This window comes from Haloarchaeobius baliensis (assembly GCF_052060055.1).
Taxonomy (GTDB): domain Archaea; phylum Halobacteriota; class Halobacteria; order Halobacteriales; family Natrialbaceae; genus Haloarchaeobius; species Haloarchaeobius baliensis.
In genome coordinates this window covers 113454-133966 of the sequence record NZ_JBPPFR010000002.1, presented here as the reverse complement: position 1 = coordinate 133966, position 20513 = coordinate 113454, and the positions used below count along the sequence as shown (strand labels likewise).

The 20513-nt window shown below is 67.6% G+C and carries 20 protein-coding genes; 10 read left to right on the top strand and 10 right to left on the bottom strand.

Going from position 1 to position 20513, the window contains the following annotated elements; translation table 11 throughout:
- Nucleotides 1–46: 46 nt before the first annotated feature.
- Nucleotides 47–1246, bottom strand: coding sequence for a hypothetical protein (locus ACSG06_RS11575; RefSeq protein ID WP_440990441.1), 1200 nt, complete (start codon nucleotides 1244–1246; stop codon nucleotides 47–49).
- A gap of 156 nt (nucleotides 1247–1402) precedes the next feature.
- Between ACSG06_RS11575 and ACSG06_RS11570 the strand changes: the two genes are divergently transcribed.
- The 3 genes from ACSG06_RS11570 (at nucleotide 1403) to ACSG06_RS11560 (ending at nucleotide 2883) form a co-directional block, all read left to right on the top strand.
- Nucleotides 1403–1846, top strand: coding sequence for a DUF2391 family protein (locus ACSG06_RS11570; protein WP_440990440.1), 444 nt, complete (start codon nucleotides 1403–1405; stop codon nucleotides 1844–1846).
- Nucleotides 1847–1981: 135 nt separating this feature from the next.
- Entirely contained in the window at nucleotides 1982–2560 is a 579-nt protein-coding gene (locus tag ACSG06_RS11565) for a DUF7090 family protein (RefSeq protein ID WP_440990439.1), read from the top strand.
- A gap of 11 nt (nucleotides 2561–2571) precedes the next feature.
- Complete coding sequence (locus ACSG06_RS11560; RefSeq protein WP_440990438.1) at nucleotides 2572–2883, top strand: nucleoside triphosphate pyrophosphohydrolase; 312 nt, start codon at nucleotides 2572–2574, stop codon at nucleotides 2881–2883.
- 30 nt (nucleotides 2884–2913) lie between these two features.
- Here the strand turns inward: ACSG06_RS11560 and ACSG06_RS11555 are convergent, their stop codons facing one another.
- The 4 genes from ACSG06_RS11555 to ACSG06_RS11540 form a co-directional block, all read right to left on the bottom strand.
- Nucleotides 2914–3696, bottom strand: a complete 783-nt coding sequence (locus tag ACSG06_RS11555; RefSeq protein ID WP_440990437.1) for a DUF7089 family protein — start codon at nucleotides 3694–3696, stop codon at nucleotides 2914–2916.
- A gap of 345 nt (nucleotides 3697–4041) precedes the next feature.
- Nucleotides 4042–5001, bottom strand: coding sequence for an OapC/ArvC family zinc-ribbon domain-containing protein (locus tag ACSG06_RS11550; RefSeq protein WP_440990436.1), 960 nt, complete (start codon nucleotides 4999–5001; stop codon nucleotides 4042–4044).
- Complete coding sequence (locus tag ACSG06_RS11545; RefSeq protein ID WP_440990435.1) at nucleotides 5001–5387, bottom strand: divisome-positioning protein B; 387 nt, start codon at nucleotides 5385–5387, stop codon at nucleotides 5001–5003. The genes ACSG06_RS11550 and ACSG06_RS11545 overlap by 1 nt, the downstream gene beginning before the upstream one ends.
- A gap of 4 nt (nucleotides 5388–5391) precedes the next feature.
- A complete protein-coding gene (locus ACSG06_RS11540; RefSeq protein WP_256401298.1) occupies nucleotides 5392–6039 on the bottom strand; it encodes a divisome-positioning GTPase DipA in 648 nt (215 codons plus the stop codon).
- Nucleotides 6040–7783: 1744 nt separating this feature from the next.
- On the opposite strand from ACSG06_RS11540, the gene ACSG06_RS11535 reads away from it, so the two are divergent.
- Nucleotides 7784–9307 (top strand): Cdc6/Cdc18 family protein, encoded by a 1524-nt coding sequence (locus ACSG06_RS11535; RefSeq protein WP_440990434.1) that lies wholly within the window; start codon nucleotides 7784–7786, stop codon nucleotides 9305–9307.
- Nucleotides 9308–9428: 121 nt separating this feature from the next.
- Here the strand turns inward: ACSG06_RS11535 and ACSG06_RS11530 are convergent, their stop codons facing one another.
- Nucleotides 9429–10610 carry a S24/S26 family peptidase gene (locus ACSG06_RS11530; RefSeq protein ID WP_440990433.1) on the bottom strand — a complete coding sequence of 394 codons (1182 nt, stop codon included), beginning with the start codon at nucleotides 10608–10610 and terminating at the stop codon, nucleotides 9429–9431.
- Between the two features lie 367 nt (nucleotides 10611–10977).
- On the opposite strand from ACSG06_RS11530, the gene ACSG06_RS11525 reads away from it, so the two are divergent.
- On the top strand, nucleotides 10978–12711 hold the full coding sequence (locus ACSG06_RS11525; RefSeq protein WP_440991424.1) for a DNA-directed DNA polymerase II small subunit: 1734 nt from the start codon (nucleotides 10978–10980) through the stop codon (nucleotides 12709–12711).
- A gap of 29 nt (nucleotides 12712–12740) precedes the next feature.
- Here the strand turns inward: ACSG06_RS11525 and ACSG06_RS11520 are convergent, their stop codons facing one another.
- Nucleotides 12741–13175, bottom strand: a complete 435-nt coding sequence (locus ACSG06_RS11520) for a hypothetical protein (protein ID WP_440990432.1) — start codon at nucleotides 13173–13175, stop codon at nucleotides 12741–12743.
- 245 nt (nucleotides 13176–13420) lie between these two features.
- Here ACSG06_RS11520 and ACSG06_RS11515 point away from each other — a divergent pair, with 245 nt between their 5' ends.
- The 4 genes from ACSG06_RS11515 (at nucleotide 13421) to ACSG06_RS11500 (ending at nucleotide 17086) form a co-directional block, all read left to right on the top strand.
- Nucleotides 13421–14599 carry an aspartate kinase gene (locus ACSG06_RS11515; protein ID WP_440990431.1) on the top strand — a complete coding sequence of 393 codons (1179 nt, stop codon included), beginning with the start codon at nucleotides 13421–13423 and terminating at the stop codon, nucleotides 14597–14599.
- A 72-nt stretch (nucleotides 14600–14671) separates the two neighbouring features.
- Complete coding sequence (locus tag ACSG06_RS11510; RefSeq protein WP_440990430.1) at nucleotides 14672–14887, top strand: hypothetical protein; 216 nt, start codon at nucleotides 14672–14674, stop codon at nucleotides 14885–14887.
- A 198-nt stretch (nucleotides 14888–15085) separates the two neighbouring features.
- Nucleotides 15086–16426: a tryptophanase gene (locus ACSG06_RS11505; RefSeq protein WP_440990429.1), complete on the top strand. Its 1341-nt coding sequence runs from the start codon at nucleotides 15086–15088 to the stop codon at nucleotides 16424–16426.
- Between the two features lie 21 nt (nucleotides 16427–16447).
- Nucleotides 16448–17086: a DUF2268 domain-containing putative Zn-dependent protease gene (locus tag ACSG06_RS11500; protein WP_440990428.1), complete on the top strand. Its 639-nt coding sequence runs from the start codon at nucleotides 16448–16450 to the stop codon at nucleotides 17084–17086.
- Between the two features lie 114 nt (nucleotides 17087–17200).
- On the opposite strand, the gene ACSG06_RS11495 is transcribed toward ACSG06_RS11500, so the two are convergent.
- Both ACSG06_RS11495 and ACSG06_RS11490 read right to left on the bottom strand, forming a co-directional pair.
- Nucleotides 17201–17860 carry a metallophosphoesterase family protein gene (locus tag ACSG06_RS11495; RefSeq protein ID WP_440990427.1) on the bottom strand — a complete coding sequence of 220 codons (660 nt, stop codon included), beginning with the start codon at nucleotides 17858–17860 and terminating at the stop codon, nucleotides 17201–17203.
- Between the two features lie 67 nt (nucleotides 17861–17927).
- Nucleotides 17928–18503: an IMP cyclohydrolase gene (locus tag ACSG06_RS11490; protein WP_440990426.1), complete on the bottom strand. Its 576-nt coding sequence runs from the start codon at nucleotides 18501–18503 to the stop codon at nucleotides 17928–17930.
- A 190-nt stretch (nucleotides 18504–18693) separates the two neighbouring features.
- Between ACSG06_RS11490 and ACSG06_RS11485 the strand changes: the two genes are divergently transcribed.
- On the top strand, nucleotides 18694–19518 hold the full coding sequence (locus tag ACSG06_RS11485) for a hypothetical protein (RefSeq protein WP_440990425.1): 825 nt from the start codon (nucleotides 18694–18696) through the stop codon (nucleotides 19516–19518).
- A gap of 33 nt (nucleotides 19519–19551) precedes the next feature.
- On the opposite strand, the gene ACSG06_RS11480 is transcribed toward ACSG06_RS11485, so the two are convergent.
- The gene (locus tag ACSG06_RS11480; protein WP_440990424.1) at nucleotides 19552–20439 is read right to left on the bottom strand and encodes a DUF7351 domain-containing protein; all 888 of its coding nucleotides are present in this window, start codon (nucleotides 20437–20439) and stop codon (nucleotides 19552–19554) included.
- Between the last annotated feature and the right edge of the window lie 74 nt (nucleotides 20440–20513).

Below are 20513 nucleotides of genomic sequence, written 5' to 3'. Positions count from 1 at the left end.
ACCCTGTGACTCGCGGGCGGGTACCCAAACGCTTGTGGATTCCAGGTCAGTTCGTGAACTCTGTCGTCCACTCCCGGCCGATGAACGGTGCCAGCCGGTAGTAGAACGTGCCGCCCACCTCGGACTGACTGGTCGACACCGACACCGCGACCGTCTCGTCCACCCCGATCTCCTGCTCGATGAACTGCTCGGAAGCCAGCGGTGTCCAGTCGTCGTTCCGGAACTCGGCCGACTGGGGCACGGCCTTCAGCGTCCCCCCGGCGTCGCCCTCGTTGTGCAGCCGGAACGTGATATCGTACTCCTCGCCCTTCGGAACGGTGGACGGCGCGTCGACCGACTCCAGCCTGAACGCCGGGAACGTCCGCTCTGAGGACGCGGTGAACTCCCACCGGTACTCCGGATCGCTGTCCGGCCGTCCCGTCCGGAGCGTGAGGGGTGCCTCCGTCTTCGCGACGTCCCGCGGGAACTGTGCGACCAGGTAGCCGGGCACCGCCTCGCTCGGTGTGAGCGTCCGTCGGATCCCGAGATACTGCGACTCCGGGATCCGTGGCCCCGAGCCGCCGTACAGCTCGCCGCCCTCCGCGCTCATCTTCGACGGTCGCCACCGCTCCTCGACCGTCCCGACGTTCTCCACACGAATCTGGTACACAGCGAGTACACGGCCGGTCGGGGCCGTGAACGCGCCCGAGACGTCGGTCCGACCGGTGAACACGACATCACGGAACTCGACGTCCTGGACGGTGAGCCTGAGGTTCTCGGACACCGCCACCGTGTCACCGGCGCTCCCCACGGCTGAGGTGACGGGGACGGTCGACGAGTCGATGGTCGTCGGTTCGGCGTCGTCGTCCGACGAGTCGTCCGGTTCCGACACCAGCTCGAACGTGTACTCGCCGACGCTGCCGAACGAGATGGAACGGCTCTCGACGGTCACGCTCTCACCCCCGGCGACGGTCTGGTCGATCCGCTGTTCGTACTCGAGGTCCGACGACGTCGCTCGTAGCTGCCCGGTGAACGAGCCCTCCCTCTCGCCACCGTTGCTCACCGTCACGGTCAGCGTCGCGGTGTCGCCGTAGGTGACCTCACCGGGACCCTCGACCGAACTCTCCTCGAAGTTCGGAGCCACGCTGTCGGTCGGCGTTCCGTCGCCACCCGAACCGTCGCCCCCCGCGCCGAGGAGACTGCTGCAGCCGGCACTCCCGGTGACCCCCATCGTTGCTGTCAACGCGAGAACCTTCCGCCTGTCCATATTCTGTAACACATTCTCGTCTTCAAATAAGTTTCGGGAGAGAAACATTTGGGACCGTTTGTGGGGATTTCTACCCCAGGAGCCGATACAGCCACCCTGCCGCCGACTGACCACGGGAGCGCAACCGTTTACTTCGGTGCCCGATTCACCCAGGGTATGGTCGGCACGCGACGGCGCTTCCAGGTCGCGGACAGCGCGCAGCAGGTCGTCGGCGGCTTCCTGCTCGCGGGCCCGTTCGTCGTCACCGAGGAGGTCTGGGTGCTCGCAGCGAGCATGAGCACCGCCCACGCCATCGTCGTCGTCGCCATCGTCTTCGCCATCGGCTACGGTGCGCTGTACAAGGCCGACGACGACCGCAACCCCGACCGCGAGGCCGAGGTCGGCGGCATCCCGCTCCGCTTCGTCTCGCTGATGGTCGTCTCCTTCGGCTCCGTCATCATCCTCGCGCTGGCGTTCGACGCGCCGACCACGTTCCTGGTCGACAACGAGATACTGACCGACCCCACGACGATGGACGTGGCGGAGACGACGCTCAAGGCGACCGCCGTCGGCGCCATATTCAGCGTCGTCGGGGCAGCGACGGCCGACTCGCTGCTGTAACGGACCCGGCCCAGACCCGATTTCGGCTCTCGCCAGCGGGTTCGAATCGACACCGCACAGGAACGAGTGTCCCCCGCTACCGTACCGCAATCGGCCACCCGCACGCTTAAGTTTACGCCACCGGTTCCCGCGTGTATGGACTACACGCTCGGTATCGATGGGAGCGACCGAACCGTCGCGGGTGGAACGAGCATCCTGCTGGTCCATCCATCGACAGGGGAGACCGACCGCATCGACACCAACTTCCTGCGCGACGACACCGACCACTTTCTCGTCATCTCGACACGAACCACTGCCCGCGAGGTACGCCAGAAGCTCGACTACTACGACGTCGACGACTCCAAGGCGGTCATCCTCGACACGCTGAGCGTCGAACGCGGCTACTCGCGCCGGTCCAGCGACCGCGTCCACTACGTCTCCGCGCCCGACGACGTCGCCGGCATCGTCGAACAGGCCGAGCGCTTCTTCGAAGACCACGACGGGAAGCTCCGCGTCAGCTTCGACTCCATCACCGAGCTCGCCTACTACGCCGGCGAGGACGAGGCCCGCGAGGCGGTCGAGCGGCTCGTCGCGCTCGTCGACGACCACGACGCCGTCGCCCTGTTCCACCTCTCCGACGAGGTCCACGACGACGACACCGAGACCGGCTACCGCGACCTGTTCGACGTGGTGGTCGACCTCGACGTCGACGGCAACGTCGAGATCAGGGGCTGACCGGCTCCGAGATGCGAGAGTACGACAAGCTCGTCCGCGACCGCATCCCCGAGGTGATACGCGAGAACGACGAGACGCCCGTCACGCACACCGTCGCGGGCGAGGCGTACCGGGAACGATTGCGCGAGAAGCTCGTCGAGGAGGCCACTGAGTTCCGCGACGACCCGAGCGTCGCGGAGCTTGGCGACGTGCTCGACGTGGTCGCGGCGATCCGCGAGGCCGAGGACATCGACCGGGAGGATCTCCAGCGGAAACGAAGGGCCAAACGCGCGGCCCGCGGCGGGTTCGAAGACGGTGTCGTCCTCGACCGGGTCGAGGAGTGACCCGCGTGCGAGCTGCCGAACCTGGGTCTGCTACTCGTCCAGTTTCTCGAACGTCTTCTCCGCCCAGCGGACCGCGTACGGCGCCCCCCGGTCGCGGTAGGCCTCGGCGTCGAGTGCACCGAACGGTGCCGGGAGCTCCAGCGCGTGCTTGATGGCGCTGCAGGCGAGCTCCGTGGCGTCGGCGAAGTCCGTCTTTCCCAGCGCGACCTCGCGTGAGAGCCCGTCCAGCCGCCCTTCGAGCCGGTTCCCCGCGTCCTGCCAGGCGTCGCCGAGTCCCGGCTCCGTCTCGAGCCAGCCGGCGAAGACGTCCCTGGTGTGCAGGCCCACCCAGCCGTCGTACAGCGCGGCCGCGACCTGATAGGTGGCGTTCGGGTCCAGCGAGACCGCGGCGTCGAGCTCGCGGTAGTGCTCCCGGAAGAAGCCGAGGAAGTGCTCCGGCACGTCGAGACCGACCTCGACCAGCGCCTCCGCGACGAGGAAGTCGATGAACTCGGTCGGCGACCCCTGCACCCGCGGTTTGACGATGACGACCGGTGGGTCGGTCTGGTGTGTCCACGCGACGCTGCCGTCGCCCGGTGCACCGATGGTGAACGTGGAGCCAGCGAGCCTGTCGAGTACGGCCGGGGCGTCCCCGGGGAGCCACTCCCGCGGGTACGTCTTCGGGTCCAGCGCGTCGACGAGCAGACCGAGATCCTCGGCCTGTGCGGGCGGCAGCGTCTCGAAATCGTTCGCCGCGTCGAGAACCAGTGCGTCGGGTGCGTGTCGCTCACGGACGGCGGCGACCTGCGGAGAAAGCTCCCGTTCTGTGAACATCAGATTCCGAGGCTGGCAGCGACCAGCGCGATCGACAGTGCCCCGGCGATTCCGACCGTCGCGAGTACGATCTTCGTGGCTTCGCTCATGTTCGTCACGAACGGGTGGGAGTGCTTAAAACTATCAGTTCCGGCCCTCGCCGAACACCATCGTTTCGACTGCAGCAGAAGAACGTCGTCGAGAGGACTTTCCACGGGTGGTTTGGCGTTCCAGAGTGGAAACGAAGGGGTGTGGTATCTGTCCCCACTCTGGGCGCCGTTCCGATACCACCCGCATCGGCGTCGTGAACGAGAGGATGGGACTGGACCCGCCCAGCGGTGGACGGGACTCGCTCGCGAGCCGAACTCAGTCGTCGCCGCGCCAGGAGTCCGGCACGTCGATGACGTAGCGACCGTCCTCGCGCAGCGAGATGATGTACTCCTCGCGGTCGTACAGCTCCATCAGGTTCAGCTCGTACTGACCCGGGTTGAGGATCTTGATGCTCTCGAACTGCTGGTTCAGCTCCTCCCGCAGCTCGTCGAGGTCCGGCCGGTCCTCGATCTGGGTGTCGGCCGGGTCCGCGACCTCGTGACGGCCGTCGGCGGCCTCCGGCGACGGGGCAGCGACGTCGGCCGCGCCGGCCTCCGCAGTCGAACCACCACGCCCGCCTGCAGCCGCCTCCGGTTCGGGTGCGCTCCCTGACTCGTCGGCCACCTCGGACGACTCCGCCGGCGGCGTCGCGGTACCGTCAGGGAGCTCGTCCGGCGAGACCACGTCCGACCGGGCGCTCGCCTGTGCGTTGTCCTCGTCACCCGTCGTCTGGCCCTGGATGGTCCCGTCGTCGCTGGACGGGTCGGTGTGGGTCGTGGACGCTGCCTCCGACTGAGCGTCGGCGGTCGAGGCACCGGCACTCGATGCCTCTGCTGTCGACGCCTCCGCGGAGGCGTCAGCCGTCGCCGCATCCGCACCCTCACCGCCGGACCGGGCGGCTGCCTTCTCTGCGGGCGTGTCGTAGTCCTCGGTGGCGGATTTGGGCCACTCGCTGGACGGCCGGTCACCGGTCGGTCGGTCTCCACCCGACGGCCGGTCGGCGTCGTCGCTCCCGCCACCGACCCAGTCGCGGACGGTGGTGGCGGCCTTGCTCACCGCGCCCGCCGAGGAGCTCCGGCTCGGTGGGTCCCCCGGCGAGTTGGCCTCGACCGACTCGTCGACGGCGTCGGCCGGGATGAACTGGAACTTGTTGCCGCCACAGTCCGGACAGCCCGACAGCATCTCCTTCGAGCCGTCCTCGAACGTGCGCCCGCAGTCGGTACACTGGTGGGGCATTATTTCCGGGAGACGAGTGCGCTGATGAGCGTTTCGTCCTTGTGCAACGTCTCGATCTGGTTCGCCGGACCGATGACGGTGAGCTTCGCCGTCTCCTCCTTGCCCATGATGCGGTCCAGGATCGAGGCGTCGTTGGTCTGGGAGCGTGGATAGGTCTCGATCTCGATGCCGTTGAACTCGTCCGGACTGATCTCCGTCATCGTCACCTCGATGAGCTTGGACTCCTCGTCGGGGGAGAGCCCCTCCTCGAGGATGACGATGTTCCCGTCGCGAACCCCGTCGAGGATGACGCGGATCTTCTCCATGCTCGCGAGGTTCTCCATGCGCTGCCCGCTGATGAGGTCGATCTGGACCCCGTCGTTGTCTGAGGTTTTTGCTTCCGGCATCTGATCACCCAAAGTACTCCGCTATCTTGTCGTACACTTCGTCCATGTTCTCGCCCTCGAGCGCCGAGAGTGGCACCGTCTCGTGTTGCGGGAACGCGTCTTCGATTCGCTTGATACTCGAGTCGTCGAGGTCGATCTTGTTAGCGAAGATGAGCACGGGCAGGTCCCGCGACTCGATGATGCCGATGAGCATCGTGTTCACCTGCGTGAAGGGGTCGGTCGTGCTGTCGAGCACGTAGATGACCCCGTCGACGTCCTCCCGAAGCCAGTGCATGGCCTCGGCGACGCCCTCGGTCGCCTCGCGAGACCGACGAACGGCCTCGTCCTGGTCGAACTCCTCGTAGTCGAGGAACTCCTCGTAGTCGACCTTCGTCGTCACACCGGGCGTGTCGACGATGTCGATGTTGACCGAACTGCCGTTGCGCTTGATCTCGACGTTCTCCTTCCGGCGGGCCCGTCGTGTCTCGTGTGGCACGTGGCTCTCCGGGCCGACGGCGTCGCCGGTCCAGTCACGGGCGATCCGGTTCGCGAGTGTCGTCTTCCCCGCGTTGGGTGGGCCGTAGATGCCGATCCGCTTCTGTTGATCCTCCTCCGCGAACAGCGTCTCTCGTACCTGCTGAAGACTGTCTTTGAGTCCTGAAATGAGTCCCATCCTATTCTGTCCTCCCACACGCGTCTCGAAGCTCCGATTCGCGTGCGTCTGGCAGTAGTACCGCACTCGATTCACTTAAGCGTACGTCAGACATGGGGTTTTGGGCCCCTCGCGCTGACCGTCCTCCAGTCGAAATGCGGGGGTGTTCTCAGGATGCTCTGTCCGCGCTAATGTAGATTTTGGCCGCCGAGAAGCTCGATTCAGACATTGATGGTCGATTCCTGAACCGTTTCACGTGGAGGTGTGATCTGGAATCGAACCGCGAGGAAGGAGACGAATATCGAGGCGAACGACCCCCCACGTCGGGCGATGGAGAGACGGAACTGGCTGTCACTTCGTCCGGTCACACACCGGGCGAATTTAGCTGCTCTTCGCACGTGCGGGTGGACTGACCACAGAGCACTGGCCCGAACGGGCGTCGCACAGAGCACCGGCCCGAACCCGAACGGTCGTCGTGCCTGGTCGATCGTCCCAACCGAGCCGGACCACCCAACCTCCACTGGCACACCTGGTCCCGGGCTGCGAGCTCCCGACCGACGGGGCGGACCACTGGAGAAGCACAGCACGTGACGTGCGGCTGTTAACAGTCATCATGTGGCGTGCTATCGTTGGCGGTCTTCTCGGGAGCCCCCCACCCCTTCGTTTCAACTGGAACGGGTGGCGACGGTGGGTGGGAGGGTTGACGAACTGGCGGTTTCGTTCTAGAAGGCGGACAGGAATGGACGAACGTCTAGTAATCAATATAGCTAGTAACTAGTAGAAGTTGGTTTTTCTCTGGTTCGCGGATACTGTTTCAGGAGAGTTGTATTAAAGATTGCCATGGCTAGACGGCCCCCTCCCCCACCCACCCATCGCCCGTTCCACCCGAAACGAAGGGGTGGGGGGGTTCGGGTGGTCGTGATAGCACACCACACGACACTCGTCGGGAACACCAGGACAGCCGCCATGGCGGCCTCTCGCCGACCCCTCGGCACCCCACCTGTGGCGCAGACCCCCCTCCGATTCGGGTCGAACGTGAACCATCCCGAAAACACCCCGACGCAGTCTGCCATTTCGAGACGTCCCGCCCGACCTCCACCCCCACCATTTCACGTCGACAGCCGAACGCCCGTGTCGAGTGTTCGCTGGATTCCCCGATGATCGGCACCGCTTCGACGACACCCGGCGTCGAGACGGACGGACTCCTCCTCCGCAGTGCAGCTGCGGGGGTCGACGCTGGCCGATCGGTGAGTCCACCGGTCAGTACGGGGTCCCGTGGGTGGAAACGTCTCCCATAGAGGTCTCCCATAGAGTCGAATCGTCCAAGCTCCGCGTCGGAAGTCTCCCCCCGTCGTACCGTCCACCCTCAGATCGGATCGTCCAGGTCCCAGGTCGGAACGTCCAGGCCCCGAGACGTATCGTTCACCCCCGAGTAGAACTACGACGGCTCTCCCTTGACAGCTCACCCGCGGGTATCGAGGTGAAACGGGCCTGTCCCGTACTTTTCGAGACCCGACTCCCGTCCGATGAACGGCGAGAAACCGCCAGAACGGCTTTCTCGCCCTCCATCGCGCGATGTAGTACTACTGACCGCTATTGCTGAAGGGCAACTATTATTACCCTCCTGTTCATCTGCTTCGTTTGCATCAACTGGACGGGGTATCGTCGAGTCGTTCGTCTCAGGTCCGACGTACGACGGGTACACGTCCGCTTACACGGGACCTCGTATCGAGTTCCAATCGAAACGAGGGGGTGAACCAAAGGGATGACAGACAACGATGACGACGACGCGGATACGGACGTAGCCGAGGGCGCAGGGCGATCGCCCCCGAAATCCTCGCGGGACTTCGAGGTCGACCTCGACGACGTCGTACTCGACGAATCTGACGACGAGGGAGCGTCACAGGGACTGTTCGACGACCTCATGAGCGGGGAGCCGATCTTCGAGAACAAGGAGGTCCTGCGACCGTCCTACACACCGCACGAACTGCCGCACCGGAAGGAACAGATCAACAAGATGGCGACCATTCTGGTCGCCGCGTTGCGTGGTGAGACCCCGTCGAACATCCTCATCTACGGGAAGACGGGGACCGGCAAGACCGCGAGTGCGAAGTTCGTCTCGAACGAACTCGAGAGCACCTCCAAGAAGTACGAGGTACCCTGCTCGGTCGAGTACATCAACTGCGAGGTGACGGACACGCAGTACCGTGTCCTCGCCCAGCTCGCGAACAAGTTCATCGACGAGAACCGGGCGTACATCGAGGACCGCGTCGAAGAACTCGAGACCCTCCTCGACGATATCGACGGCGACGCCGAACCCGACCCCCTCGCCGAGACCGAGTTCGAATCGCGCGGGGCGGTCTGCGAGCGCATCGACGACCTCGAGGCCGATGCCGAGGAGTTCGAGGACGTCCCGATGACCGGGTGGCCGACCGACCGCGTCTACAGCGTCTTCTTCGACGCGGTCGACTACGAGGAACGGGTCGTCGTCATCATGCTCGACGAGATCGACAAGCTCGTCGAGAAGTCCGGCGACGACACGCTGTACAACCTCTCGCGGATGAACTCCGAGCTGGAGAACTCCCGCGTGAGCATCATGGGCATCTCGAACGACCAGAAGTTCACCGACTTCCTCGACCCCCGGGTCAAGTCCAGCCTCGGCGAGGAGGAGATCGTCTTCCCGCCGTACGACGCGAACCAGCTGCGGGACATCCTCCAGCATCGCTCCGACGTGGCGTTCGAGGAGGGTGCGCTCACCGAGGACGTCATCCCGCTCTGTGCCGCGTTCGCCGCCCAGGAGCACGGCGACGCCCGGCGTGCGCTCGACCTCCTCCGCACGGCCGGCGAGCTCGCCGAGCGCTCGCAGTCCGAGGTCGTCGACGAGGAGCACGTCCGCCAGGCCCAGGACAAGATCGAGCTCGACCGCGTCGTCGAGGTCGTCCGCACCCTCCCCACGCAGAGCAAGCTCGTCCTCTTCGCCATCATCCTGCTCGAGAAGAACGGCGTCCACAACATCAACACGGGCGAGGTGTTCAACATCTACAAGCGGCTCTGCGAGGAGATCGACGCCGACGTGCTCACCCAGCGCCGTGTCACCGACCTCATCTCCGAGCTCGACATGCTCGGCATCGTCAACGCCGTCGTCGTCTCGAAGGGTCGCTACGGCCGCACGAAGGAGATCAGCCTCTCGGTCCCCATCGAGGAGACGGAGGCGGTCCTCCTCAGCGACTCCAGGCTCGGCGACATCGAGGAGGTCCAGCCGTTCGTGCAGGCCCGGTTCAACAACTGAGGCGGCCGTCTCGCTGCGACCCGACTGGTCGCGAGCGATCCCTTCTGCAGCAAGCGATTCCCGAACCCACTCGACGTGAAACGGGGGGCGACCGTCGAAACGACAAACGACCCCTGACAGCTTACAGCACGCCGCGTCGCCGCGCCACGACGGTCCCGACGCCTGCCAACACGACGCCGAGTTGGAGCCGAAGCATCCCGAGCGCGGTGGGGCCGGTCCCGCCGAACGTGGTGGCGAGCTGTGCGAACTGGAGGCGGATCCAGCCCAGCAGGGGGACGCGGACCTTCGCCTTCCCGCGGACCCAGTCCGGTTCCACGACGTCGCTGTTCATGCTCGCACCGACCTGGTCGTACCGTTCGTTCGCGTCCCCGAGCGTGACGAACCCGTCGTGGGGTGCGGGACAGGTCCGGACCTGCGAGCAGCTCTCCGCGCCGCCGAGGTACTGCTGGTCCGCCTTCCCGGTCCCGCCCTCGGAGGGCGGGTCGACCCAGTTCTCGTCCTCCGCGACCCAGAAGCGGGCCCGATGGATGATCGGGACCCGCTGGGGGTCGTCGTTGGGCTGGTAGACGATGACGTTGCCGTAGTCGCCGAAGCTCCAGTAGCCCTCGTTCTGCTGGGCGGCACGGTGTGTCACGACACCGGTGCCGGGCTGGGCGCTGTCGCCGACGAAGCGGCCCTCCTCGACGATGAAGACGAGGTCGTTCCGGTGCATGTGCGGCTCCATGCTCCCGCTCTCGACGGCGACGAGGGGCGGCCAGATGCCGCTGACCGCGAACAGCACGATGCCGATGAAGGCGACGGTGAGGAGACTGTTCCCGACGTCCCGAACCGTCACGACGAACGCGTCGTCGGTGTGGAGGAACCAGTCGACGGGGCCGTCGAACTCCTCGCGTCCCTCGTCGCCACCGGGGATGGGTGGTCCCTCGCTGTCCTGGGTGGTGCCGGCATCGACGTCGGTACCGGGTCCGCCCCCACCCTCCGTTTCGACTGGACCCAATTCGGCCACATCGACAGCGTCAGGAGGAGACGTGACCGAGTCGTGGGGGTCATCTCGACTCGAACCGAAGGGGGTCGGTTCGTCGGTGTCGGCGGCGCGCTGGCCGCGCTCGGGGCGCTCCCCGTCACTGTCGGCAGGAGTTCCCTCGCCCGGTGGTCCGTTCTCACCGACAGGTGGGTCTTCGTCGACCGGCGCGGTGGTCTCCGCGTCGTCGGCACCGGACCGGCCACGGTCGGTGTCGTGTGGGGGGGCGGCCCGCTCGTCGCGATCGTCGTCCGACTCGTCGTCACTGCCGGGTCCGCTCATCTGCGCGTCGATTGGACTCCCCCACCAATCAACTTTCTGATGCGGGGAACGGGGCCGTCGCGGATGCTGTCGGTCGGTTCGGCACCTGAGAGGTGGTTCGAGAACTGCGGGGGCGCTCACGGGTCCTGGGGAGACAGGCTCCGTGGGTGTCGTGGGCCGTGGCGGGGTCGGCCAGTGGCGGGTTCGGTCAGTAGCAGGGTCGACCGGTGGCGGGGGCGTGGTTGGAGAGAACCGCGATCTACCTCGACGGCGAACGAAGGTGGCAGGACGAACGGTCCAGGTCCCCTGTCGGCGGACCGACGCGACCACCGACGGCATCGGGGTCCCGTCCGGTACCCTTTTCTTGTCCGGGACGAACTACCGGTCCGTGCCACAGGAGGCGACCGCGCGTATCGTCGGTGAACTCGCGAGCCGCGGCTACAACGCCGAACGGGAGGCGGTGACGCTCATCGCGAGTTCCGAGGACCCGGACGCGACGCTCGCGGCGGTCGTCGACGCGACGGCAGCGGACGCGCTGAAGGTGACCGCCGACGACGTGCGTGCGGTCCAGGACGACACGGCCCCCCGTGGAGCGTCGGCTCGCGGGCGCGAGGACGACGGACAGCCATCCTCGACGGCCGACCCGGGCTCGCCTCCGCCCGGGGCGGAATCGCAGGACGAGGCGCCGGCCGACGCCGACGAACACCCCTCTGTTTCAACTGGAGAACGGAGCTCCCAGACGAGTTCGACGGGTTCTGATTCCGACGGTGTATCTCCAGTCGAAACAGAGGGGTCTGTAGCGTCGGCGGGCGACGCCGGGACGGACGCCGGAACCGTGCAGCGCTCCCGGGACGACGGGGCGGACCGTTCGGCTGACCAGCGCTCCCGGGACGGGACCGCGGACCGCTCGACGGACCAGCGGTCGGTGAGCGTCGAGAACGACATGACCGGCCGGAGCACCGGCACCGGCGAGTACAGCGATTTCGTCTCGGTGTTCCGCGACCGATACGACAAGCTCGCCTCGAAGCTCCGGGGCCGGGTGAACCACCGACCGACCGACGCCATCGAGTCGATGGCCGGCGGGAGCGAGGTCGCACTCGTCGGCATGGTCAACGACATCCGGTCGACGGCGTCGGGCCACTGGCTCGTCGAGCTCGAGGACACCAAGGGGACGTTCCCCTGTCTGGTGATGAAGGACCGGAACATCGCCGAGCTGGTCGACGAGCTGCTGTACGACGAGGTCATCGCCATCGAGGGGACGCTGGCCGACGACGCGGGCATCGTCTTCGTCGACTCGATGCACTTCCCGGACGTGCCCCGGACCCACCAGCCGAGCTACGCCGACCGGCACGTGCAGGCCGCGCTCATCTCGGACGTCCACGTCGGCAGCCAGGAGTTCATGCACGAGGAGTGGGACGCCTTCGCGGACTGGCTCTACACCGAGGAGGCAGAGGCCATCGAGTACCTCCTCATCGCGGGCGACATGGTCGAGGGCGTCGGCGTCTACCCCAACCAGGACGAGGAGCTGGACGTGGTGGACATCTACGAGCAGTACGAGACGTTCAACGAGAAGCTCAAGCAGATCCCGGGCGACATCGACGTGACGATGATCCCGGGCAACCACGACGCGGTCCGGCTCGCAGAGCCACAGCCAGGATTCGACGAGGAGCTCCGGGACATCATGACGGCACACGACCCGCGCATCGTGAGCAACCCGTCGACGGTCACCGTCGAGGGCGTCTCGGTGCTGATGTACCACGGCGTCTCGCTCGACGAGGTCATCGCGGAGACGCCCGAGCACACAGCGAGCTACGACGAGCCGCACAAGGCGATGTACCAGCTGCTGAAGAAGCGCCACGTCGCCCCGCAGTACGGCGGCCACACCCGGCTCGCACCCGAGGAGAAGGACTACCTCGTCATCGAGAACGTGCCCGACATCTTCCACACGGGCCACGTCCACAAGCTCGGCTTCGGGAAGTACCACAACGTGCTCGCCATCAACTCGGGCTGCTGGCAGCGCCAGACCGACTTCCAGAAGTCCGTCAACATCCAGCCCGACGCGGGCTACGCGCCCGTGGTCGACCTCGACACGCTCGACGTGACGGTCAGAAAGTTCTCCTGAGAACCACTCGTCTCCGGGCCGCTCCGCGGTCAGTCGCTCGTCGCGTAGCGGTACCGAACCGTCTGCTGGCGGTCGAACCGTGGCCCGGCCCCGGTCTGTTCGAAGCCGACCCGCTCGGCGGCGACGCCGGCCGGCTCGCCGGGGTCGGTGACGAGCAGCTCCACGTCCATCGATTCGTTGCGGGCGAAGCGGAGCGGCTCGGCGAGCAGCCGCTCGCAGGCGTCCGGTGTCCCGTCGAGCTGGGTCACGTAGACGACATCGGTCGCGGCGTCGAAGCTGACGAACCCGAGGAGTTCGGGCATCTCGGGCTCCTCGACGTCGACGTTCGGGTCGTTGGTCTCGTCCTCGGTCTCGGCGACACGGACCGTCCGGTCGTGGATGAGGTTGCGCATCACGTCGACGTGACCGTCGGCGATGGCGGCCATCGCGTCGGCGTCGGCTTCGACCGCCTCACGCACGTGCATCGGCCGACCATTGGCTCTCCGTAGGTATAAATCCAGCCCGGAAGACGGGCGTAGCGGGCCGAACGGCCGGCCGGGTCCGTCTGTCCAGGGTGTCGAACCCACCACGGCCACCGTGCCACCGACCCCGAAGCCCGGCAGGTATTTCCACTGGGGGACATAGTTATGGCCCCGAGTCGGCTACGAGGGGGTATGAGTGACGTCAGTATCGACGGGACGAGCGCGAACGGGACCGATGCGGTGGTCGGATGCGCGTAGTCGCGAAGTTCGGGGGGACGAGCCTCGGCAGCGGCGACCGGATCAACCGGGCCGCCGACTCGGTCGCGAGCGCGGTCCGCGAGGGCCACGAGATAGCCGTCGTCGCGAGTGCGATGGGGAACACGACGGACGAACTGCTCGACGACATCACGTTCGAGGCCGACGACGGCGACCGGGCGGAGATCGTCAGCATGGGCGAGCGCACGTCGGTGCGGATGCTGAAGGCCGCGCTGACGGCGCGGGGCATCGACGCGGTGTTCCTCGAACCCGGCCACCCGGACTGGCCGGTCATCACGGACGAACACGGCGAGGTCGACGTCGCGGAGACGACGAAGCGCGCGGCGAAGCTCGCCGCCGAACTCGACGGCGTCGTCCCGGTCATCACGGGCTTCCTGGCGGAGACGCCGGATGGCTCAATCGCGACGCTCGGTCGCGGCGGCAGCGACACGACCGCCGTCATGCTCGGCAAGTACATGGACGCCGACGAGGTCGTCATCGTCACCGACGTCGAGGGCGTCATGACCGGCGACCCGCACGTCGTCGAGGGTGCCCGGAACGTCGGCCAGATCTCGGTCGACGAGCTCCGCAACCTCTCGTTCCGTGGGGCCGAGGTCGTCGCCCCGTCCGCGCTCAGCTACAAGGACGACGAGCTGGCGGTCAGGGTCGTCCACTACCAGCACGGCGACCTGCTCTCCGGCGGGACGAGCATCACCGGCGAGTTCCGGCACCTCGTCGACCTGCGGGAGGAACCGCTCGCCTGCGTCACCGTCGCGGGACGGGCCATCCGCAACCAGTCCGGCGTGTTCCACCAGCTCGCGGCGTCGCTGGCGGAGTCGGGAATCAACGTCGACGCGGTCGCGAGCGGGATGGACACCGTCACGTTCTACGTCGACGAGAGCGAGTCCGAGCGCGCCGAGAACATCCTCCATCGCGAGGTCATCGACGACGAGAGCCTCTCCTCGGTCACCGTCGAGGACGACCTCGCCGTGGTGCGTGTCACGGGCGGCGAGCTCCCCAACGAGCCAGGCGTCATCGACGAGATCGTCTCGCCGATGGCCGAGGCGGGCATCAACATCCACGAGCTCATCACCTCCGCGACGAGCGTCGCCATCGTCGTCGCCTGGGACGACCGCGAGGAGACGCTGGAGATACTGCAGGAGCTGTACTGAACCGCGACCGCCCTCCCAGCCGAACTGACATTCACGTAACATTCTTGCCGCGGTAGTGTCGACGGTACAGACATGGCTGGAACCGAGCGCCTCGGCCCGTTCCGGCGCGGTACCGAGCGGTTCAGACTGGTCCTCGTCCTGCTCGCCATCGCGAGCGCGTCGGTGGCCTACGAGGCCGGGAGCGTCCTCGCAGGTGCCCCGCTCGAACTCGCGTGGCTCCTCCCCGTCGTCGGCTGCTGTCTCGCCTGTGTCGTGGCACTCGCGACCGTGGAGTACGCCGACGACTGAGGTAGGTCGGGACGCCACACGCGGGCTGTCGGACTCGTCAGCGACACCGCGAGACGCGTCCATCGCACGTCGGCCGGGAGCGGCGTCGGATAGACCTGTCTGCCGGTGCCCGTATCCGTACACTCTCCCTGCGTTCTGTCGTCCGACTCGCAGACAGCGCCACCTAGGACTTTCACGCTCTCGGCCCTCTCGTTGCCCATGACAACGTACAAGTCGAAGATGGTGGAGCGCATCCACCTGCCGGCACGCGAGGAGCGAGCGGCCAACCTCGAGGACGCGGGCTACAACCTGTTCAATCTGGACGCCGACGACGTGTTCGTCGACCTGCTCACCGACTCCGGTACCGGGACGATGTCCGACGAGCAGTGGGCCGCGATGTTCCGCGGCGACGAGTCCTACGCCGGCAGCTCGAGCTTCGCGAAGCTGGAGGACGCCGTCGCCGACGTGATGGGCTTCGAGCACGTCGTCCCCGCCCATCAGGGCCGCGGCGCGGAGAACGTGCTCTACGGCACCATCCTGGAGGAGGGCGACGTGGTGCTGAACAACACCCACTTCGACACGACCCGGGCGCACGTCGCCAACCAGGGCGCCGAGGCCGTCGACTGTCCCGTCCCCGAGGCCAGCGAGTTCGACAGCGAGGGCGACTTCAAGGGCAACTTCTCCGTCGACGAGGCCCGGCGCGTCGTCGACGAGGTCGGAGCGGAGAACGTCCCGGCGGTCATCCTGACCATCACGAACAACTCCGCCGCGGGCCAGCCCGTCTCCGTCGCCAACACCCGGGCAGTCCGGGAGTTCTGCGACGAGATCGACGCGATGTTCGTCCTCGACGCCTGCCGGTTCGCCGAGAACGCCTACTTCGTCAGCCAGCGCGAACCGGAGTTCGCCGACGCGAGCGTCGCCGAGGTCGCCCGCGAGCAGCTCTCCTACGCCGACGCCGCCGTCATGTCCGGGAAGAAGGACGGCCTCGTCAACATCGGCGGCTTCGTCGCCTGCAACGACGAGACGCTGTACGAGCACGCCAAGCAGCGCGGCATCCTCTACGAGGGCTTCTCCACCTACGGTGGGATGTCCGGCCGCGACATCGAGGCCATGGCGGTCGGCCTCCGCGAGGCCGTCGAGGAGGCGTACATCGCGGACCGCGTCGAGCAGGTCCGGTTCCTCGGCGAGCGCATGGCCGAGCAGGGTGTCCCGGTGTTCCAGCCGGTCGGCGGCCACGCGGTCTACCTCGACGCCGGCGCGTTCCTGCCGCACATCCCCGCCGAAGAGTTCCCCGGTCAGGCCCTCGCCGTCGAGATCTACCGCGAGGGCGGCGTCCGCTGTGTGGAGCTCGGCAGCTTCGCGTTCCCCGACAGCGACCGCCCCGAGCTCGTCCGGATGGCCGTCCCGCGCCGGATGTACCACAAGGAGCACATCGAGCACGTCGTCGACACCGTCGCGGGTGTCTGGGACCGTCGCGAGGAGATCGCCGGCTACGAGGTCGTCGACGAGCCGCCGATGAAGGAGATACGGCACTTCTCGGCCGAGCTGGCGCCGCTTTGAGCCGAGGGTCCGTCGACTCGCATGGCTCACGACATCCACCCCACACAGGAGGAGTTCGACGCGGCGCGAGCGACGGTCGCCGACGCGCTCGACCGTGCCGGCGAAGCGTTTCCACTGGAGCGAGAAATCGACGTGGAGCTCCGGTGGGACGGCGCCGCGTTCGTCACCGAGCAGGTCGACGGCGCGGCCGGGTTCGCCGACTACCCCGCGACCGTCGAACTCCGGTTCAACACCACTCCGGACGGGTGGCGGGACTCGCTGGCCTCGTCGGCGGTCCACGAGCACGCACACTGCTGGTTCTTCGACCGTCGCGGCCGCGAATCCGACCGGAAGTGGGAGTACGTGCTGGAGGAGGCGTTCACACAGACCGTCGCCGAGGCGCTGGTGCCCGAGTACGAGTCGCCCTGGTGGACGAGACACGACGACGCGACGCTCGCCGACTGGTGGCCGCAGGTCCGCGACGAGGAGTTCGACGCCCCGAGCGAGGACGCCGGCCCGGTGTTCATCGACCCCGAGGACGGCGGTTATCCGCACGGGCTCGGGTACTCGCTGTCGTACCGACTCGGGACCGAGTTGCACGAGGAGTACGAACTCGCCGCGTTCGTCGACGTGTCCCGGAACGAGCTCGCGACGGTCGGGAATCGGCTGTTCGGGCCGTAATCGGGGTTCTGTCTGCCGGGTGTTGGTTAACGAACCGCTTCGAAGTCGCGCGTGTTGGTTAACACTGGTGAGGGAGCCCCCGCCAGCCGGACACCGGTCGTGAGAAACGCGGCCTTACCGCCCGTCTTCGAGCCGGCTCCCGATGCGTTCGGGCAGGCCGGCCTCGCGAACCTGCTCCTGCACCCGCCTGATGTCGTACTCGACCCGTCGCTCCTCGACGGTGCCATCGTCCATGTCGAGCACGGCGTAGGCTGCCCGTGAGTCACCGTCCCGCGGCTGGCCGACGCTCCCGGGGTTCATGACGACGCCCTCGTCGTAGGTCTCGTGGTGCTGGACGTGGGTGTGGCCCATGACGAGGACGGCCTCGCCGCGGAGCAGGGTCGGCGAGAACTCGTGGGTCCGGGTGTAGTGGTCCGGGTCGTCGGGGTGACCGTGGACGAGCTTGACGTAGCCGTCGCACTCGCGCCGCTCGGTCGGGAGGTCGGCGAGCCAGGAGAGCTGGGCGTCGGTGAGCTGCTCGCGGGCGTACTCCACGCCGGCGCGGGCCATGTCGTTGAACCGGAACGCGGTGTCGGTGACGACCGCGCGGTCGTGGTTGCCCGACACGCTCGCCACGTCGCGGCCGGCGAGCTCGTCGACGCACTCGCCGGGTGCGGGCCCGTAGCCGACCACGTCGCCGGCACAGAGCAGGCCGTCGACGGGCGGCATGTCGTCGAGGACGGCGCGCAGGGCGACCGCGTTCGCGTGCACGTCGGAGATGACGCCGAAGCGCATGTCACGATGGGTGTGCCTCGCGACCGTTCAATCCTGCGGTGGTGTGGGAAGGGAGCCGGGAGTCGACTCAGGCGTCCAGACTCGCCAGCGAGAAGCCGTCACCGTCGCGGACGACGCCGGCGGCACAGACCGCGTGCTCGAACTCGGCGTCGAGCACCTCGCGGGCGGCGGCCTCGGCGTCGGTCGCGTCGAACTCGTACGCCTCGGGCGTGTCCTTCTCGTACGTCGCGACGAGCGTCGGCTCGCTGACCTCGTGGACGAGCAGGGCGTCGCGGCGGACGATTCCGACGTACGCCGATTCGTCGCCGACGACGCCGGCGATGCGGGGCGTGTCGTAGTCGTCCTTCTCGTAGTCCAGCGAGAGCAGCGCGGTCGCGAGCGCGTCGCGGGCCGGGTAGCCCATCGCCAGCTTCTCGGCGACGGGGTCGACGTGCGAGCCGTTGCCCAGCACCGCGCCGGCGTCGGTGACGCGGACGCAGTTGTACGCCACGTAGGGGTTGTCCGTCTCCGGTGCGTCCGCGGTGGGACCGACGGTCAGCGTGTCGTCGTCGCGTCGCGAGATCGTCCGGTTCGGGAACGAGCGCGAGGAGACTCGGTACGCGCCCACGTCGGGGCCGACCACCAGGAATCGTCCGATGTACATACACGGACGTGTGCAATTCGGCGGTAAGAAGGCGTCGATGTATGCACGAACCGTGCCATCTCCGCCACTCGGCGTCGGCACCCGCTGCTGGCCGACTAAGCTCAGCTTACCTGATGCGGCCGTCCGAACCTGTCACGTAACGCCCGAGTACTATTCTCGCCGGTTCTCGATGCCACGAGTCGTCCCACCCATGCCCACTCCACCCCCCTACGACGGTGGTCGACTCTCCCGTCGCCGCCTGCTCCAGCTCTCGGGTAGCACGGTCGCCGTGGCCGGCCTCGGCAGTGCCGGCGCGGCGACAGCCGGTCGGACGGACGCCGCGGCGACCGCCGCGACGGACACCCGTGACACGGTCCGCTGTCCGGACGCAACGTACCGCCCGAAGATGGTCCACTACGACGACTCGATCCACGGGACGTGTGGCGACTCCGAGGCGACGCGGCTGTTCCAGCGCTCGGTCCGGCGGTCGTTCGAGCGGAACTTCCCGACGGTCGGGGCGCTCATCGACGCCGGGTTCATCCCGTACTTCGACTTCTTCGCCGACAACGGTGCCTCGCACTGGATCAACCCGCGCTGGATCGGTAACGGCGGCATCATGGACGCGAGCCGCCCCGAGTCCGTCATCGTCGACCACGAGTACTGGCGGCCCGTCGGCGCGATGTTCATCGCGACCCGGAACGGCGACCGCATCGACCCGCCGCCGTCGGTGTACGACGACGACGGCCGGGAGTGCCGCCCGTGGCACACCCACGTCGGCTTCCCCGGCCGCTACGCCTGGTGGAAGTACCGGCTCGTCTACGACGACTACATCCGGTTCCCCTGCGACACGCCGTGGATGATGCACGTCTGGCGGTACGGCGACCCCGCTCGGGCCTACGACCACGCACCGCCGGCCGACGGCGGCCCGCCCGCCGAGCCGGCCGGCTTCGACACCGACGCCGACCCGCGCGAGGAGACGCTGGGCCCCGAGCACCTGCCGGACGCGGTCCGGCAGCTGGCCGAACGGCTCTGGTGACCAGCCGCCCCCGGAACCGCTCGACTCGGCTGGTCACTCGGCCGAATCGCCCGCGACGACCTCGGTCCGGACCACGTCGAGGTCGCCGTCGAGTTCCACCAGACACGTGTCGCCGTCGGCATGGAAGCGCACCCGAACACGCCACGGGTCGCGGGAGACGTACTCGACGTGCTCGTCGGTGACGTACTGGCTCACCTCCCAGTACGGCCGGTCGCGGAGCGAGGCGTCGCGCTCCCGGTGGAACCGTTCGACCGCCGGGTGTCGGTTCGCCAGCGCGCCGAAGGAGGTCATCGTCCGGCGACCGCAGACCGTGCAGTCGAAGACGGCCAGCGCGTCGTACCGGATCGACTCGTGGACGTCCTCGGTGACCGACGGCTCGACGACGCCGCCGCAGTCCGCACAGAGCCCCTGGGCCGCCAGTTCGGTGCCGAGGCGGGACCAGCGGTCGAACGCGTCGACCACCTCGTCGGGGTCGCGGCCGCGGACGACCGTCGGCGGGACCCGAACCGCGAGCACGGTCGCGTCGCAGTCGTCGCAGGTGACCGTGAACCGCTCGTCCTCGTAGGCCGCCGACAGCGCGGCCGCGCCGCAGTCGATGCAGTCGCCGTCGATGTCGAACGGTTCGAGGCGCTGCTCGTCCGTGTACGTCCCGGCGGAGACCGCCCGGGCGAGCCGTCGCCCCGCCGCCGTCAGCTCGTAGCCGTCGTCTCCCTTCGCGACGAACCGCGGCCGGAGCTGCTTGAGGTGGTAGTTGAACTTCGCGCTGTCGCGCACGTCGACCCGTCGGTGCAGCTCGGCGAACGCGAGCGGCGTGCCACGCGCCTCGTGGAGCGCGTCGAGGATCGCCAGGCGGCTCGCGTCGCCGAGCAGCGAGAACGCCGCTGCGGCCGCCCCTGTCTCGTCGGGGTCCTCGCCAGTCATCGGCTCACGTTGCCGCGGGAGCCACAAAAAACTCCGCCGGCGTCGGTCGCACGACGCCGCGAGCGCCGGGGCCG